Source organism: Mucilaginibacter sp. McL0603, from assembly GCF_049992945.1.
Lineage (GTDB): Bacteria > Bacteroidota > Bacteroidia > Sphingobacteriales > Sphingobacteriaceae > Mucilaginibacter.
In genome coordinates, this window is record NZ_CP188251.1 from 5,204,080 (window position 1) to 5,219,244 (window position 15,165).

General features: G+C 41.0%; 17 protein-coding genes. All 17 read right to left on the reverse strand.

The genetic code is table 11. The annotated features are described in order from the left end of the window. Nucleotides 1–30: 30 nt before the first annotated feature. The 17 genes from ACPPVU_RS23750 to ACPPVU_RS23830 all read right to left on the reverse strand — a co-directional run bounded on the left by ACPPVU_RS23750 (nucleotide 31) and on the right by ACPPVU_RS23830 (nucleotide 15,111). Nucleotides 31–1,524, reverse strand: a complete 1,494-nt coding sequence (locus ACPPVU_RS23750; RefSeq protein WP_426669224.1) for a complex I subunit 4 family protein — start codon at nucleotides 1,522–1,524, stop codon at nucleotides 31–33. A gap of 24 nt (nucleotides 1,525–1,548) precedes the next feature. Then, nucleotides 1,549–3,453, reverse strand: a complete 1,905-nt coding sequence (gene nuoL / locus ACPPVU_RS23755; protein ID WP_426669225.1) for an NADH-quinone oxidoreductase subunit L — start codon at nucleotides 3,451–3,453, stop codon at nucleotides 1,549–1,551. A 112-nt stretch (nucleotides 3,454–3,565) separates the two neighbouring features. After that, the gene (nuoK, locus tag ACPPVU_RS23760; protein WP_426669226.1) at nucleotides 3,566–3,895 is read right to left on the reverse strand and encodes an NADH-quinone oxidoreductase subunit NuoK; all 330 of its coding nucleotides are present in this window, start codon (nucleotides 3,893–3,895) and stop codon (nucleotides 3,566–3,568) included. Beyond that, nucleotides 3,895–4,395, reverse strand: coding sequence for an NADH-quinone oxidoreductase subunit J family protein (locus ACPPVU_RS23765; RefSeq protein ID WP_426669227.1), 501 nt, complete (start codon nucleotides 4,393–4,395; stop codon nucleotides 3,895–3,897). The genes nuoK and ACPPVU_RS23765 overlap by 1 nt, the downstream gene beginning before the upstream one ends. A 58-nt stretch (nucleotides 4,396–4,453) precedes the next feature. Then, a complete protein-coding gene (locus tag ACPPVU_RS23770; RefSeq protein ID WP_426669228.1) occupies nucleotides 4,454–4,954 on the reverse strand; it encodes a NuoI/complex I 23 kDa subunit family protein in 501 nt (166 codons plus the stop codon). A gap of 13 nt (nucleotides 4,955–4,967) precedes the next feature. Next, nucleotides 4,968–6,002 (reverse strand): NADH-quinone oxidoreductase subunit NuoH, encoded by a 1,035-nt coding sequence (nuoH, locus tag ACPPVU_RS23775; RefSeq protein ID WP_426669229.1) that lies wholly within the window; start codon nucleotides 6,000–6,002, stop codon nucleotides 4,968–4,970. After that, entirely contained in the window at nucleotides 6,002–7,012 is a 1,011-nt protein-coding gene (locus ACPPVU_RS23780; protein WP_426669230.1) for a 2Fe-2S iron-sulfur cluster-binding protein, read from the reverse strand. The genes nuoH and ACPPVU_RS23780 overlap by 1 nt, the downstream gene beginning before the upstream one ends. Nucleotides 7,013–7,152: 140 nt before the next feature. Beyond that, nucleotides 7,153–8,514 (reverse strand): NADH-quinone oxidoreductase subunit NuoF, encoded by a 1,362-nt coding sequence (gene nuoF, locus ACPPVU_RS23785; RefSeq protein WP_426669231.1) that lies wholly within the window; start codon nucleotides 8,512–8,514, stop codon nucleotides 7,153–7,155. A gap of 6 nt (nucleotides 8,515–8,520) precedes the next feature. Beyond that, complete coding sequence (locus tag ACPPVU_RS23790; RefSeq protein ID WP_426669232.1) at nucleotides 8,521–8,700, reverse strand: hypothetical protein; 180 nt, start codon at nucleotides 8,698–8,700, stop codon at nucleotides 8,521–8,523. A gap of 20 nt (nucleotides 8,701–8,720) precedes the next feature. Next, the gene (locus ACPPVU_RS23795; RefSeq protein WP_426669233.1) at nucleotides 8,721–8,906 is read right to left on the reverse strand and encodes a hypothetical protein; all 186 of its coding nucleotides are present in this window, start codon (nucleotides 8,904–8,906) and stop codon (nucleotides 8,721–8,723) included. Between the two features lie 5 nt (nucleotides 8,907–8,911). Further along, entirely contained in the window at nucleotides 8,912–9,436 is a 525-nt protein-coding gene (gene nuoE / locus ACPPVU_RS23800) for an NADH-quinone oxidoreductase subunit NuoE (protein WP_426669234.1), read from the reverse strand. Then, nucleotides 9,429–10,640 (reverse strand): NADH-quinone oxidoreductase subunit D, encoded by a 1,212-nt coding sequence (locus ACPPVU_RS23805; protein ID WP_426669235.1) that lies wholly within the window; start codon nucleotides 10,638–10,640, stop codon nucleotides 9,429–9,431. The genes nuoE and ACPPVU_RS23805 overlap by 8 nt, the downstream gene beginning before the upstream one ends. An 82-nt stretch (nucleotides 10,641–10,722) precedes the next feature. Continuing rightward, nucleotides 10,723–11,226 (reverse strand): NADH-quinone oxidoreductase subunit C, encoded by a 504-nt coding sequence (locus ACPPVU_RS23810; protein ID WP_426669236.1) that lies wholly within the window; start codon nucleotides 11,224–11,226, stop codon nucleotides 10,723–10,725. After that, the gene (locus ACPPVU_RS23815) at nucleotides 11,226–11,768 is read right to left on the reverse strand and encodes an NADH-quinone oxidoreductase subunit B (RefSeq protein ID WP_426669237.1); all 543 of its coding nucleotides are present in this window, start codon (nucleotides 11,766–11,768) and stop codon (nucleotides 11,226–11,228) included. Before ACPPVU_RS23815 ends, ACPPVU_RS23810 begins: the two co-directional genes overlap by 1 nt. A 120-nt stretch (nucleotides 11,769–11,888) precedes the next feature. Next, on the reverse strand, nucleotides 11,889–12,260 hold the full coding sequence (locus tag ACPPVU_RS23820) for an NADH-quinone oxidoreductase subunit A (protein ID WP_426669238.1): 372 nt from the start codon (nucleotides 12,258–12,260) through the stop codon (nucleotides 11,889–11,891). Between the two features lie 78 nt (nucleotides 12,261–12,338). After that, the gene (locus ACPPVU_RS23825) at nucleotides 12,339–14,099 is read right to left on the reverse strand and encodes a tetratricopeptide repeat protein (protein ID WP_426669239.1); all 1,761 of its coding nucleotides are present in this window, start codon (nucleotides 14,097–14,099) and stop codon (nucleotides 12,339–12,341) included. Nucleotides 14,100–14,187: 88 nt separating this feature from the next. Continuing rightward, on the reverse strand, nucleotides 14,188–15,111 hold the full coding sequence (locus ACPPVU_RS23830; protein WP_426669240.1) for a PstS family phosphate ABC transporter substrate-binding protein: 924 nt from the start codon (nucleotides 15,109–15,111) through the stop codon (nucleotides 14,188–14,190). Between the last annotated feature and the right edge of the window lie 54 nt (nucleotides 15,112–15,165).

Genomic DNA, 15,165 nt, shown 5'->3' on the forward strand with positions numbered 1-15,165 from the left:
ATTTAGAGTTTAGGATTTAAAATTTATCACCTACGGTTTTACCGGTAATGTCTTATTGAAAACTAAACGTAATAAGTTATGTACACTCGCTTCTGACAAATGCAGTATCGGTTGCGGGTAAATCCCGATAACAATAATTAATGCACAGATAATTCCAAGCACCAAAACCTCCGAACCACTGATGTCAGTAAATGTAGCTGTTAATGCATTAGTTTCACCTTGCATTACGCTTTTATACATCCTGAACATATACACGGCTCCAAATATCATAGTCAAACCAGCTATAGCTACCAGCCATACACTATTCTGGAACACGCTGTTCAGCAATAAGAACTCACCCACAAATCCATTGGTTAATGGTAAGGCTACGGTTCCTAATACAATAATTAAAAAGGCGATAGCAAACTTTGGTGCGACTTTGGCAATACCGCCCATCTCACTTATTTCGCGTGTATTAAGTCGCCTGCTAATGATATCCCATACAAAGAAAAGACCAACCACGTTAATACCATGATTAAGCATTTGTATCAATGCACCCTGTAAGCCTTGTGATGTCCAAATAAATGAACCATCAGAACGGATAAATGTGAACAATGCTGCAGCTATCAATCCAACGTGAGCGATAGATGAATAAGCTACTAAACGTTTACCATCTGTTTGTTTAAAAGCGATAATTGATGCATAAACAATACCGATAACGGATAATATTACCGCCATTGGCCCCCATTGCTGAACACCAAGCGGAGCAATAGGTATCAGCCAGCGGATAACCCCATAGATACCCATTTTAAGCATGATACCTGCCAACATCATAGTGCCTGCTGGTGGTGCTTCGGTATAAGTATCAGGCTGCCAGGTATGAAAAGGGAATATAGGCATCTTAATGGCAAACGCCAGGAAGAAAGCCCAGAACACAAAGCTTTGCTGGTGAGCAGTCAAATTCAGATCGTAAAATGCATGCAGGTCATACAATTTTGACGGGGTTTGCATGTACAGGTAGATAATACCTACCAGCATAAATAACGAACCGGCAAACGTATAGATAAAGAACTTGATATTGACCTTTATCCTGTTCTCTCCACCCCACATCGCGCAAATGAAGTAGATCGGTATCAGGGCAGCTTCCCATCCTACGTAGAATAAAAAGCCATCCAATGCGGTAAACACGGTTAGCAACCCGGCTTGCATAAACAGGATCAGCGCATAAAATACCGGGGCGTTTTTATATTGATGCTTATAAGTGGTTAAAATGATCAGCGGCACTAACAACGTGGTCAATATCACCATGATCATACTGATGCCATCGATACCTGCAATAAAATAAATACCTGCCCTTGGCAACCATGGGAGATTTACAGCAAACTGCGTAGTAGCATCGGGTACAAAGCGGCTTAAAAAAATGCCTGCTATAACCAGCTCAGCAACAGAAAATGCTAAAGCAGCATATTTAGCCACCTCGTTTTTAAATAATAAAACAACAAGTGCTGCAACAATCGGCAAAAAAAGTAAAATACTAACTGTCATTTTTTATATCGTAAACGCTTATTGTTATATCTTAACTAAACTAAATATTAATATCGCGATGATGCCAGCTACCATCATAAAGATGTAAAAGCCAACATTACCGGTTTGTAAAAGGCGTAAGCCTTTGCTTGTTTTTACCGAGAGCTTACCCAGGCCATTTACCAGGCCATCAATAACCAATAGATCAACCACTTTATAAAAGAAAACTGATAATGCATCCAGCGGCTTGCGGATCAGCCAATCATATATCTCATCAATATAAAACTTATGATAGGATAGGCTAATCAGACCTGGACGCTCTTCACCATCAGCAACAGGTACATGAGATTTTCTCACATATTTTATATAAGCATAGATCAAAGCGATCACCGCGCCGCTAACTGAGGCGATCATTAAGGTCATTTCTGTTGATGACGCTAAATGTGCTTCAGGTAATAAAGTATTAGATGCTGCAAATACAGGCGCCAGGAAATGTTCCAGCCAATGATGACCTCCCAATACTTCCGGTATACCTATAAAACCACCAATTATAGAAAGTATAGCAAGTGCAACAAGCGGGACAGTCATGCTTGGTGGCGATTCATGTAAATGGTGCTCTTGCTCTGTAGTTCCGCGGAACTTACCGTAAAAAGTAAGGTACAACATACGGAACATATAAAATGAAGTGAACATGGCTGTTATCACTCCGATCACATACATGGTAGTACTGTGTGCGAAAGCATGAGCCAAAATCTCGTCCTTAGAAAAGAAACCTGCGAATGGCGGGATACCCGAAATAGCCAGTGTACCAATCAGCATAGTAGCGAACGTTACAGGAAGCTTACCTTTCAAACCACCCATTTTACGCATATCCTGTTCATCGCTCATCGCGTGAATAACAGAACCCGCACCTAAGAATAACAATGCTTTAAAGAATGCGTGTGTGAGCACATGGAAAAATGCGCCGGTATAAGCACCTACACCTAATCCTAAAAACATATAACCTAACTGTGAAACAGTTGAGTAAGCTAAAACCTTTTTAATATCTGTTTGCGAAAGTGCGATCAATGCTGCAAATACCGCAGTAGCCAAACCAATGATCGCTATGATCTCCATGGTGATTGGCGACATCGTAAATAAAATATTTGAGCGTGCCACCATATAAACACCTGCCGTAACCATGGTAGCGGCATGTATCAATGCAGATACGGGTGTCGGGCCTGCCATTGCATCGGGTAACCATGTAAATAATGGTAGTTGTGCCGATTTACCAACCGCACCTACAAATAGCAGGATAGTGATCAATGTAAAAGGCACTTCACCACCCTTCATGCCAGGTACTTTCGGAAATATATCTGAAAATGTAAGGCTGCCAAAATATCCAATGATAAGGAACAAACCTATGATAAAGCCAAGGTCGCCGATACGGTTCATCACAAATGCTTTCTTAGCAGCATCGGCATAATCCGGATTGGTATACCAGAAGCCAATAAGCAGGTAAGAGCATAAACCTACACCTTCCCACCCAATAAACATCACCAGGTAGTTTGAGCCCATCACCAATAATAGCATGAAGAACACAAACAGGTTAAGGTAAGAGAAAAATTTACCAAAACCCTTATCATGATGCATGTAGCCTACTGAATATAGGTGGATCAGGAAACCTACGCCTGTAATGATCAGCAGCATTAAGGAGCTCAACTGATCAATCAGGAAAGCAAATTGTACTTTGAAGGACGCTACACTAAACCAATCGAATAAACTAACCTCAATTGGAGTACCTGTAGATTTAATCTGTAAAAAGGCCCCAACACTTAGGCCAAATGAAATCAAAACCATCAGGTTACCGATAGTGCCAATTACTCCCTTTGAAAAGATATTACGGCCAAGTCCGTTGATCAGGAAACCAGCTAAAGGTAGAATAGGAATAAGCCAGATATATTTATCCATGTTATAAGTTGTACGTTATACGTGTGACGTTTTACGTTTATATATTATAAATCTTCCAAATCCGAAACCTGCCTGCCGCAGGCAGGTTGAACTTCCGAAATCCGAAATTTGTTTACCACTTTAACCTGTTCAGCACATTAATATCTATCGAATTAGTATTGCGGTAGATCATTACTATGATAGCCAAACCAACTGCCACTTCTGCAGCAGCAAGCGCCATAACAAAAAACACGAAAACCTGTCCGGTTGCATCTCCACGATATACTGAGAATGCAGTGAGTAACAAGTTTACTGAGTTCAGCATCAGTTCTATCGACATAAAAATTATGATCGCGTTACGACGGATCAATACACCTATTACGCCAATCGAAAATATGATAGCACTTAATAAGATGTAATGATTGAGCGGTACCGATTGTACGGTTTTAAAAAAACTATCCATCACACTGTGGTTTTTTTATCTTTTGTAGCCAGTAATACCGCTCCCACCATTGCTGATAACAGCAAGAGTGACGATACTTCAAACGGCAATAAAAATTCGTTGAATAATACTTTGCCCAGGTTTTTCACTAAACCAAGGCTTGGATCTTTAAGCAATACCGGTTGTGAAACGCCAACGGCTTTTAAAGCTGCTATTACTACTACCATCAAACATCCACCACCCAATACTGCAGCAATCTTTACCATAGTTGATTTCATTGGCTCTGAATCCTTGTTTAGGTTGATGAGCATCAAAGTGTACAGGAACAATACCAATATGGCACCCAGGTACACAATAAAATTTACTACGGCCAGGAACTGGGCATTGAGCAGAACATACTGCACGGTAAAAGTGAAAAATGTGAGTATAAGGTAAAGTATACTGTGCACAGGATTTTTTGCAGATATTACCAATACTGCGAACAGTATGGACAAAATTGCGATAAAGTAAAATATACTCATTTCTATTATTTACAATATAACTCTGCCTCTAAAAGTGAGGCAAAGTTATAAACTTCTTTTATTGATTTAAGGGTGCCTCTACTAATTTGTCTTTACCGTAAATAAAATCTTTTCTCAGGTAGTCGGCAGGGACAATATCACCATCCAGATATATCGCTTCTTTAGGGCAAGCCTCTTCACAAAGGCCGCAAAAAATACAACGTAACATATTTATTTCGTATACTGCTGCATATTTTTCCTCACGATATAGATTCTCTTCTCCCGGTTTACGCTCTGCTGCGATCATGGTGATCGCTTCGGCAGGGCATGATAAGGCACACAGTCCACATGCTGTACAACGTTCACGTCCATCCTCATCGCGTTTTAGTGAGTGCATACCTCGGAAATTCTCAGAGAACTCACGTTTTTGCTCAGGGTAGCGAACAGTCACATCTTTCCTAAACAGAAAGTGCTTCATGGTAATCGCCAAGCCTTTTACAATTGCAGGCAGGTATATCCGCTCCGCAAAATTGAGTGGCTTTGATTCAATTACCTTCTTTTTATTGCTTAATGATTCCATTTAATGTCTTTCTTTAAAATTTTATAAATGTCATCCAAAGTCCGGTTACTATTATATTAGCTATGGCAATAGGTATTAAACCCTTCCAGCCCAGATCCATCAACTGGTCATAACGGAAACGCGGTATTGTCCAGCGTACCCACATAAAGAAGAAGATGAACAAGAATATTTTTGCAAACAGTACCACAGTACCAATAAGCGGTGCCGCCACCGGGCCTGCGTGTACAGCAACCCAATCCATACCCGGGTAATTATAACCACCCCAATATAAAGTTGCCATTACTGCCGATGATACAAACATATTAATGTACTCAGCAAACAGATAAAAGCCCAGCTTCATGGATGAATATTCGGTATGATAACCACCCACCAATTCAGTTTCGCATTCAGGTAAATCGAATGGCGTACGGTTAGTTTCGGCAAAAGCACAAATAATAAAGATGATGAAACCCAGGGGCTGATAAATGATGTTCCAATGCCAGCCATGCTGTTGTTCTGCTATTTCCTTTAAGCTTAAACTACCGGTTGTCATCAATAAAGCGATGATTGACAGACCCATTGCAATTTCGTAGCTGATGTTTTGTGATGCAGCACGGATCGCGCCTAATAATGAATATTTATTATTTGATGCCCAGCCACCTATCATTACACCATACACACCTAATGAAACTACACCAAATATGTAAAGCACACCAACATTTATGTCTGTTACCTGCAGGTCATAAGCATGGCCACCGATAACGATCTGCTGTCCCCATGGAATAACTGCAGTACCGATACAGGCTGTCATAATAGCCAGTGAAGGGCCAACAATAAACAAAAATTTACTTGAATTGGTCGGGATGATCTCTTCTTTCAGGAACATTTTGCCACCGTCAGCCAAGGGCTGCAATATACCAAATGGACCTGCACGGTTAGGGCCAACCCTATCCTGGAAAAACGCAGCAATTTTACGTTCAGCATAAGTGGAGTACATGGCGATCACCAAACTGATCAGGAATATCACCACAATCAGTACCAGTCTTACTATAATATCTGTAGTTTCCATTATAATCGTGTCTCCCGTTCAAATTGTTCTTTATTGGCTTCCTGCAACACCGGATTAGTTTTTACCACCGGCAGCGGGTGCATCATTTCATAATGATTTGAGCTGATCACTGAGTGGTTTGATACCTTACGCGGCCCTTCAATTACCCAGTCACTGGTTTTCTTTTTATCAAAACGGCAAGTATTGCAAATAAACTCTTCTACTTCGCCATATACATCTTTGCGTGCGGTTACACGCAACACATCCTCGCCTTTGTACCACAAGGTAACTTTACCATTGCAGCCGGGGTGATCGCAATCACGATGCGCCTCAACAGGTTTGGTAAACCAAACACGGTTACGGAAACGGAAAGTCTTATCGGTTAATGCACCTACCGGACAAACATCGATCACATTTCCTGAGAAATCATTATCAACTGCAGCCTGGATATAGGTAGATATTTCTGAATGATCGCCACGGTTTAAAATACCATGGATACGATGGTCGGTAATTTGGTCAGCTACAAAAACACAACGGTAGCACAGGATACAACGCGTCATGTGCAATTGTATCTTATCACCGATATCTATTTTGTGGAATGTGCGACGGTCAAACTCATAACGTGTTTTAGCAGCGCCGTGTTCAAAACCTAAATTTTGCAGATCGCACTCGCCGGCCTGGTCGCAAATAGGGCAATCCAGCGGATGGTTGATCAATAACATTTCAACAATGCCTTTACGTGCTTCAATTACCTCAGGCGAAGTAATATTCTGTACTTCCATTCCGTCCATCACCGCGGTGCGGCATGATGCTACCAGTTTAGGCATAGGGCGTGGATCTTTCTCAGAACCCTTGCTCACCTTCACCAAACAGGTACGGCATTTACCACCACTACCCTGCAATTTGGAGTAATAGCACATAGCAGGCGGAACAATGTCACCACCGATCTGCCTTGCGGCATTCAGGATGCTTGTCCCCGGGTCTACTTCAACGGGAATACCGTCTATTGTTACTTTATGTTTATCTGACATTATATTAAGTCAAAATATATTATCTCTTTTTTGTCATGCTGAGGAACGAAGCATCTTCTTCGTCCTGCTCATCGGCGATGTCTGTCGCAGAAGATTCTTCGCTATTGCTCAGAATGACAATTCTATTTTTATTCAGAGGCTTACGCCACTTTTTCTTCCAACTTCGGCAACGGATCGGCATAATGTGCCAGTCCATAATTTCTTGTTGTTGCTTCTGACGGATTAGTCACGTGCCATTCAAATTCATCCCTGAAATGGCGGATCGCACTGGCTACAGGCCATGCTGCTGCGTCACCCAGCGGACAAATGGTATTACCTTCAATCTTTTTAGATACGTCAACTAACAGGTCCATATCACTCATCTTACCATGGCCGTATTCTAAACGGTGCAATACCTTTTCCATCCATCCTGTACCCTCACGGCATGGCGAACATTGTCCGCAGCTTTCGTGGTGATAAAAACGGGTAAAGTTCCAGGTGTTTCTTACGATACATTGATCTTCATCATAAGCAATAAAACCACCTGATCCCAGCATCGTACCGCTAACAAAGCCGCCATCAGCTAATGATTCATAGCTCATCAGGCGTGGCTCGTTATTAATAGTTTTCAAGAACAAGTTTGCGGGAAGGATCGGCACTGATGAACCACCAGCCACCACAGCTTTCAGGCGTTTGCCATTGGCTATACCACCACAATATTCGTCTGAAAACAAAAACTCTTCAACCGGTAAACCTAAGTCAATCTCATAAACGCCAGGGTTCTTTACGTTACCTCCGGCTGATATCAATTTGGTACCTGTACTGCGACCAATACCAATTTTTGCGTATTCCTCACCACCTTCATTGATGATCGGAACAACGGCAGCAATTGATTCCACATTGTTCACCACAGTTGGGCAGCCATATAAACCTGCAATAGCAGGGAAAGGCGGCTTAATACGCGGGTTACCACGTTTGCCTTCCAATGATTCCAATAAAGCGGTTTCTTCTCCGCAGATATAAGCACCACCACCCGGTTGAACATAAAGCTCCAGGTCATAACCTGAACCTAAAATATTTTTACCTAAAAATCCTTTACTCTTTGCTTCCGCGATGGCTTTTTCAAGGATGCGTATCTGCGGCATCATTTCACCACGTACGTAGATGTAAGATGTATTAGCACCCAGTGCAAAGCTCGAAACGATCATCCCCTCAATTAATAAGTGAGGGATATAGGTCATCAGGTAACGGTCTTTAAAAGTGCCCGGCTCTGATTCATCCGCATTGCAAACCAAATAACGTGCAACACCTTCTGGCTTAGCCAAAAAGCTCCACTTCATCCCTGTTGGGAAACCTGCACCGCCACGGCCGCGCAAGCCTGATTTTTTAACTTCCTCAACAATATCGTTGGGGGCCATTTTCAGTGCTTTTTCAACAGAAGCATAACCACCCTTTGATCGGTATACATCAAAAGTGTTAATGCCGGGTACATTTATATGTTCTAAAAGTAATTTGCGTGCCATTACTATTTAATAAATCTTTTTAGTCATATTATAATAATTAATATGCCTGATTACACAAGTTGCAAAAGCTGCAACAATGAACGGAGCCAGGATAATTGGATAGGTTTTTAGCCCATCAGTGCTGTAAACCATAATTAATACGATAACAAATACTATGTCGGCCAATACCAAGGTTGTTCTGTCCATATTAATTATTTTAAGCTTCGTCAATATATCTTACCAGTTTGCTTATACCAGGTGACATGCCAGAAAATACTCCTGCCAATCAACACCAATATTACCAAACTCATAGCCAGTACGTTTTGGGTAAAATGTGCGGTAACAAAGTACAGCGCAGCAAGTGCAACCAACACTATTATATCACCATAAATTACCCTGTTCTTCGTTATCATTATTATTAATTATTCGTTTTTTTCTTTAAACTATCGATCAATGTATCAACTGATTCGTTAGTTAATTTCTCATAAAACGTATATTCAGGACCTATCTGCAAAACCGGACCATAACCACAGGCTGCAAGACACTCCACTCCTCTCCAGCTAAATAAGCCGTCCGGAGTTACATCACCTTCTTTCACACCCAATTTTTGTTCGATGTGATCCATTATTTTTTCGGCACCTACTAAGCAGCATGGACTTGTACGGCAAACCTCCAGCACATATTTCCCTTGCGGGCGCATAAAGTACATGCTGTAAAAAGTGGCTACCTCATATACTTCAATAGACTGTATATGTAAATACTCAGCAACTTTATCCATTGCAGGTGGGCTAACCCAGCCAAGCTCAGCCTGTACCAAATGCAGTATAGGCAGCAAGCCTGATTTTTGCTTTCCTTTCGGATAGCGGCTCACAATATCATCAAACTGCTTGATCAACGCCGGCGAAAACTCAACCGGTACGCCTGTATTTTCTACTTTAAGCATCTAATTCTCCGGCAATTACGTTTAAACTACTCATATTTATGATCGCATCCGATATCAGCATACCGCGGCTCATAGGTGCATACATCTGGTAATTGATGAAGCTTGGCCTGCGGAAATGCAAACGGTATGGCGAACGTCCACCATCATTTACCAGGTAAAACCCTAACTCACCGTTAGCGCCTTCAACTGCATGGTAAACCTCAGTATTCGGAGTCGGCACCTCTCCCATCACAATTTTAAAGTGATAGATCAGCGCTTCCATATTATTATAAACTTCTTCTTTTGGAGGCAGATAGAACTCAGGCACATCAGCATGGAAAATATCTGATGGCTCACCCTCAATTTTTTTCAGTGCCTGCTCAATCAGGCGAAGGCTCTGCCACATTTCCTCGTTACGCACCAAAAAACGATTGTAAACATCGCCATTGCTGCCAACAGGAACTTCGAAATCAAACTCTTCGTACGAGCTATATGGCTCCATCGCACGAACATCGTAATCTACCCCAGCAGCACGTAACAAAGGACCGCTCCAGCTATAGCTTAAAGCCTCTTCGGCTGTAACAGCAGCAACATCTTTAGTACGATCTACAAAAATACGGTTACGGTTAAACAGCGCTTCAAACTCCTTTAATGCAACAGGAAATTCCTTCAAAAACTTGCGCGTTTTCTCAAACAGGATATGATTAAAATTACGCTCGAAACCACCTATACGGCCAACATTGGTAGTAAGGCGCGATCCGCATATCTCCTCATATATTTCGTAAATATCCTCACGATATTTCATCATATAGAGGAAACCGGTAAAAGCACCTGTATCCACGCCCAATACACCATTACAGATAATATGGTCTGATATACGGGCAAGTTCCATAATAATGATGCGCATATAATCTACGCGCTTAGGCATTTGTATGCCTAAAAGCTTCTCAACCGTCATATGCCAGCCCATGTTATTGATGGGCGATGAGCAATAGTTCATTCTGTCAGTCAACGGTGTGATCTGGTAGAATGGCCTGTGCTCGGCAATTTTTTCAAAAGCACGGTGGATGTAGCCTATGGTTGATACGCCGCTTACGATACGCTCGCCATCAAGGGTAAGCACATTCTGAAACACGCCATGTGTTGCAGGGTGAGTTGGCCCAAGATTAAGCGTTGAGTATTCGTTTTGCGGGTCGTTATCGGTATATACTGGATGATTCTGCATTAAACAATTTGTTTTTTAATGGTATGCAGGCTATTATGAATTATATTATTTGTTTTAAAAATGTCATTCATAATGGTTTGCATTATCTTCCGAAAAAATAATCTCTTTTATCAACACGGTTAGGGTCTTCCAGCGGATACTCTTTACGCATCGGGAAAACCGTCATGTCATCAACATTTAATATTCTGCGTAAGTCAGGATGACCTTCAAACACTACTCCAAAAAAGTCATAGGTTTCACGTTCCATCCAGTTAGCGCCATTCCAAAGTACGGTGGCCGTAGGCATCTTCACATCGCCATCGGCAACAAAAACTTTTATACGGATACGCACATTATTCACCAGGCTATGCAGATGATAGATAATACCTATCTGCTTTTCAGCTTCAGGATAATGGATCGCCGTTATATCTGTCAAATAAATAAATTGCAACGCAGCATCAGTTTTTAAAAAGGTCAGCAGGTCGATGATCTTTTCGCGGCTGGTTTCAAGGGTCAGCAATCCGAAGGGTTCGCTGATGTTGGTTACATCGCTGTCAAACCGGGCTTTGATGCTGTTTAGCAGCTCTTCGTTGGTTATCTTGCTCATTATTGGATGCCGTATGAAGCTAATAATTTCTGATACTCAGGGGTATCCCTTCTGCGCAGGGACTCTGTTTGCACCAAGTGTTGAATCTGCATAAAACCATCGATGACGGCTTCGGGCCGCGGCGGGCAACCGGGTATATAAACATCAACAGGTATAATCTCATCAATACCCTGCAACACCGAATAAGTATCAAATATTCCGCCGCTTGAAGCACAGGCCCCCATAGCTAATACCCAGCGCGGCTCAGCCATTTGCAGGTAAACCTGCCTTAAAACCGGGCCCATTTTTTTTGAAATTGTACCCATCACCATCAGCAGGTCTGCCTGCCGGGGTGAAAAACTCAATCGCTCTGCACCAAATCTCGACAAATCGTAGGTGGAAGCCATAGTCGCCATAAATTCGATGCCACAGCAAGATGTGGCAAAAGGCAGCGGCCATAATGAATAGGAACGCGCCAAACCGACTGCTTTATCAAGCGATGTAGCAAAAAATCCTGCGCCTTCTACACCTGGAGGAGCTTCAACAATTTGAATATCACTCATGATCTATAAATAACATAATACGTTACAGCAAAAGGCTAAAACGTATACAAATTTACAATAAATTACAATGTAAAAAACACACTATGGTACACAGGTGAATTATTTAGAACCAATCTAAATTTAGTCCCAATCCAATGCACCTTTCTTTATAACATATATAAAGCCAAGTAAAAGTGTACCCATAAATATGAACATCTCTACCATACCTTCCTTGCCCAGTTCTTTAAAATTAACTGCCCATGGGTACATAAATATTACTTCCACATCAAACAGCACGAACAATATAGCTACAAGGAAATATTTGATAGACATTGGTGTACGGGCATTACCAATTACTTCGATGCCCGACTCAAACGGAGTCAATTTATCACTGGTAACACGTTTTGGACCAATTTTGTGCGTTACAAACATGGTGGTAACCACAAAACCCACAGCCACTAACATTTGAAATATGATGGGCAAATAATTTACAGGCAAACTTTGTACTTCCATGGTGCAAATATACTAATGGAACAATAATAAAAAAGCCTCCCGATAAATCGAAAGGCTTTTAATTTTTGTGGAGGAAGATTATTTACTCTTGCCGCCACCTGCTTTGCGCTTAAAATAATCAAGCGCCTGTTTATTGGCGGGGTCAATATCCTTTGCTTTTCCGAAGTTTTCGGCAGCTTTGGTATCATCTTTTTCCTTAAACTCGTAGTAAGTTCCTAAATAGGCATAAGCTTCTGTTAACTGATCTTTATCCTGCTGTGTAGCCGGGGGGCCCTTAGCTACAGCTGCCGCAATAAACTTTTCATACATTGGCTTAGCTAAACCTTTAATATTATTTCTATCAGTCTCACGAAGGTCAGCTATTCTCGCGCGGTACAGGTAAGCTATTGCCGGCGTACTAGCACCTGCTTTTTGTATTACATAGCCAAATGCTGTATCTGCTTTTGCAAGTAACACGCTATCTGCTCTTGGAGCCTTTGGGTCTTTAATAGTCTTTTGATCTTCAATAGTAAAACCGAAGTAATAACCCATACCAGCGTAAAAGTGGTCAGTCAGTTTTGCGTTACGTGATTTGAAAGCATAAATGTCATAAGCTTCACCTGCTTCTTTGTATTTCTTAGCCGCAAAATCAGATTTGGCAATATCCTGGTAAACGTCCACATATCCACTATCCAATTGTAAAGCTTTTTGCAATGATTGAATTCCTAATGAGTCCTGTTTAGTCGCAATTTGCAAACGGCCTAAATATAAATAGTCACGTGGAATTATACGTTTCGGATCTGCTTTAGTGATCCAGGTATTCATCGCAGTTAAACCAGCTGGGTAATCCTTATTTTCATAAGCAGCATAACCTAAGTAACGGAACGCTCTTAAATTTGAATTACTCGATTTGGCTAATTCCGTAGTCACTTGTTGTAAAGTTTGGAAATCACCGGCATTGATCAGGAAGTCAGCATAACGCATTTGCGACTCCGGAGAATTATCTGTTAAGCTGATATATTTTTTGTACTGCACGGCAGCTTCCTTTACTTTTTCAGAAGCTTTTGAAGGTACACTTTGTGCCCAGCGCAGGTCAGTTTCTGCCCATTCGCGGTAAGCCGGGCCATAATTAGGATCGATAGCTAATGCAGCCTGGAACTGCTTTTCAGCATCTTCAAAGTTGTCTGCATATTTCCACAATACACCTAATGCTACGTTAGCACCTGGTGATCTTGGATCAAGTGTTAAAGCTGTTGAGAAATTGGTATAAGCATCATTACTTTTTAACAAGATACGATCTGCCTCTCCCATTGTAATAAATAACTCAGGATCACTTGATGCAGCAGTAGCATTTTTGTCTTTGCTTTTTACCGCACTGGCAGTATTACCTTTCGTTAAGATATCCAAAGCTGCAGTTGCATCAGCAGGAGCAACTTTTCCGCTTGCATCTGGCAACAAATAACCTTTACCTATGTACACATAAGGTTTGCTATCCTTAGCCGCCAAACTAACTGCTTTGTTAAAATTGGTGCTGGCGCCTGAATTATCTTTATCCAAACGTGCTACTATGCCCATCCCGGCATAGTTTAACGCTGAAATTGGATTAACGTTTAATCCTTTTTGAAAAACTGCTTTAGCTGAGTCCGGGTAATCCTGTTTAATGTATACCCAACCCAGGTAAAAATAATTTTCATCTTTGGTTGATTGTGTAACAACCAAATTCTTAAGCATTGATTTAGCTTTCTGGAACTGCTCGGCATCAATAGCTTTTTTAGCATCGGCTAGGCTTTGCGCAAACACTGATGAACCCATAAATACCAGGCCCAATCCGGCTGCAGCTATTTTACTGATAATTTTCATTTTTAAAATTTGTTTACTTTTCAATTGAGCTAAACTATGGTGTATCTTTTTATATTGATAAGAAATACATCCAATAGTTTATTTTTAATTATAATTTATTACTGCGTATCAATATATTCCTTTCAGGAATTGCAATTGGTAAAAGACCCGATCTCAAAATAATTCGCTGGCCCTTATCGCCTTTAATAAAATGTTCAAAGCCATTTCCCAAGCCGTCTCTACCAGTGCAGTTTACAATGTATAAATACCTTAATAAGGGGTATTGTTTTAAATAAAGTGTTGTTTGCGATGGCCTGAAGTATTCCGTAGGGGCGGTTTTACTGTTTTCATCCTTTATTGCCAGAACCTTAACTTTTTTAGCAGCACCCGCATAATCAGCGTCAGGGTCATCTACCCAGCCATAGCTCGTGATACCAATGGCCTCGGGATGTTTACTAACGTAATCTATTACCTCTTTATTTGATTTTAAAGCATAAATATTTTTTTGCTTCAGATTGCTGCCGCCAGTAAAATCTTTCAAATACCGTACCAGGCTGGAGTTGGGGTTATCGAAAACTATGCTTCGGTCTGTTTTAGCTTGCCCGGTAAGCATCTTCTTTATTTCATTAACCGAAGTAGCTGTATCCGTTGACGCCACATTTACAATTATCACCACTGCATCAATAGCAAATTTGGTAACTACTGCGGGTAAACTGTGACTCTTTAACGTATTTACTTCATCAGCATTCAGACTGCGTGAAAGAAAACAAAACCTCGCACTATCAGCTAATAAATATTTTACAACATCATTTTCTGATTTATAAACTATTTCTGGCTTAGCCTTCGGGTAATCATTCTTAAAAATATACAGTTCCTGGTCGAGTATAGGGGCAAATGATTCGTCAGAAACAAATACCGCCTCACCAGAGTCATGAGTATCAGTAAAAACTTTACCGGCTGGAGTTCTTTTACAGGTTTGAAGAGTGCCCAATAAAAGTATCCCCGATAAAATAACTATTATATTATTCTTCATCCTCTGGATCTACTTTAAATAATCGCAAAAACCTTAATAATCCGTATATTATAA

Bases quoted from the DNA above. Each gene is read 5' to 3' on its own strand.
- ACPPVU_RS23825 (WP_426669239.1), bottom strand. From the start codon at position 14,099: ATGAAAATTATCAGTAAAATAGCTGCAGCCGGATTGGGCCTGGTATTT.
- ACPPVU_RS23810 (WP_426669236.1), bottom strand. From the start codon at position 11,226: ATGAGCAAGATAACCAACGAAGAGCTGCTAAACAGCATCAAAGCCCGG.
- nuoE (WP_426669234.1), bottom strand. From the start codon at position 9,436: ATGCTTAAAGTAGAAAATACAGGCGTACCGGTTGAGTTTTCGCCGGCG.
- nuoF (WP_426669231.1), bottom strand. From the start codon at position 8,514: ATGGCACGCAAATTACTTTTAGAACATATAAATGTACCCGGCATTAAC.
- ACPPVU_RS23770 (WP_426669228.1), bottom strand. From the start codon at position 4,954: ATGGAATCATTAAGCAATAAAAAGAAGGTAATTGAATCAAAGCCACTC.
- ACPPVU_RS23780 (WP_426669230.1), bottom strand. From the start codon at position 7,012: ATGTCAGATAAACATAAAGTAACAATAGACGGTATTCCCGTTGAAGTA.
- ACPPVU_RS23750 (WP_426669224.1), bottom strand. From the start codon at position 1,524: ATGACAGTTAGTATTTTACTTTTTTTGCCGATTGTTGCAGCACTTGTT.
- nuoL (WP_426669225.1), bottom strand. From the start codon at position 3,453: ATGGATAAATATATCTGGCTTATTCCTATTCTACCTTTAGCTGGTTTC.
- ACPPVU_RS23815 (WP_426669237.1), bottom strand. From the start codon at position 11,768: ATGAGTGATATTCAAATTGTTGAAGCTCCTCCAGGTGTAGAAGGCGCA.
- ACPPVU_RS23820 (WP_426669238.1), bottom strand. From the start codon at position 12,260: ATGGAAGTACAAAGTTTGCCTGTAAATTATTTGCCCATCATATTTCAA.
- nuoK (WP_426669226.1), bottom strand. From the start codon at position 3,895: ATGGATAGTTTTTTTAAAACCGTACAATCGGTACCGCTCAATCATTAC.
- nuoH (WP_426669229.1), bottom strand. From the start codon at position 6,002: ATGGAAACTACAGATATTATAGTAAGACTGGTACTGATTGTGGTGATA.
- ACPPVU_RS23765 (WP_426669227.1), bottom strand. From the start codon at position 4,395: ATGAGTATATTTTACTTTATCGCAATTTTGTCCATACTGTTCGCAGTA.
- ACPPVU_RS23790 (WP_426669232.1), bottom strand. From the start codon at position 8,700: ATGGACAGAACAACCTTGGTATTGGCCGACATAGTATTTGTTATCGTA.
- ACPPVU_RS23830 (WP_426669240.1), bottom strand. From the start codon at position 15,111: ATGAAGAATAATATAATAGTTATTTTATCGGGGATACTTTTATTGGGC.
- ACPPVU_RS23795 (WP_426669233.1), bottom strand. From the start codon at position 8,906: ATGATAACGAAGAACAGGGTAATTTATGGTGATATAATAGTGTTGGTT.
- ACPPVU_RS23805 (WP_426669235.1), bottom strand. From the start codon at position 10,640: ATGCAGAATCATCCAGTATATACCGATAACGACCCGCAAAACGAATAC.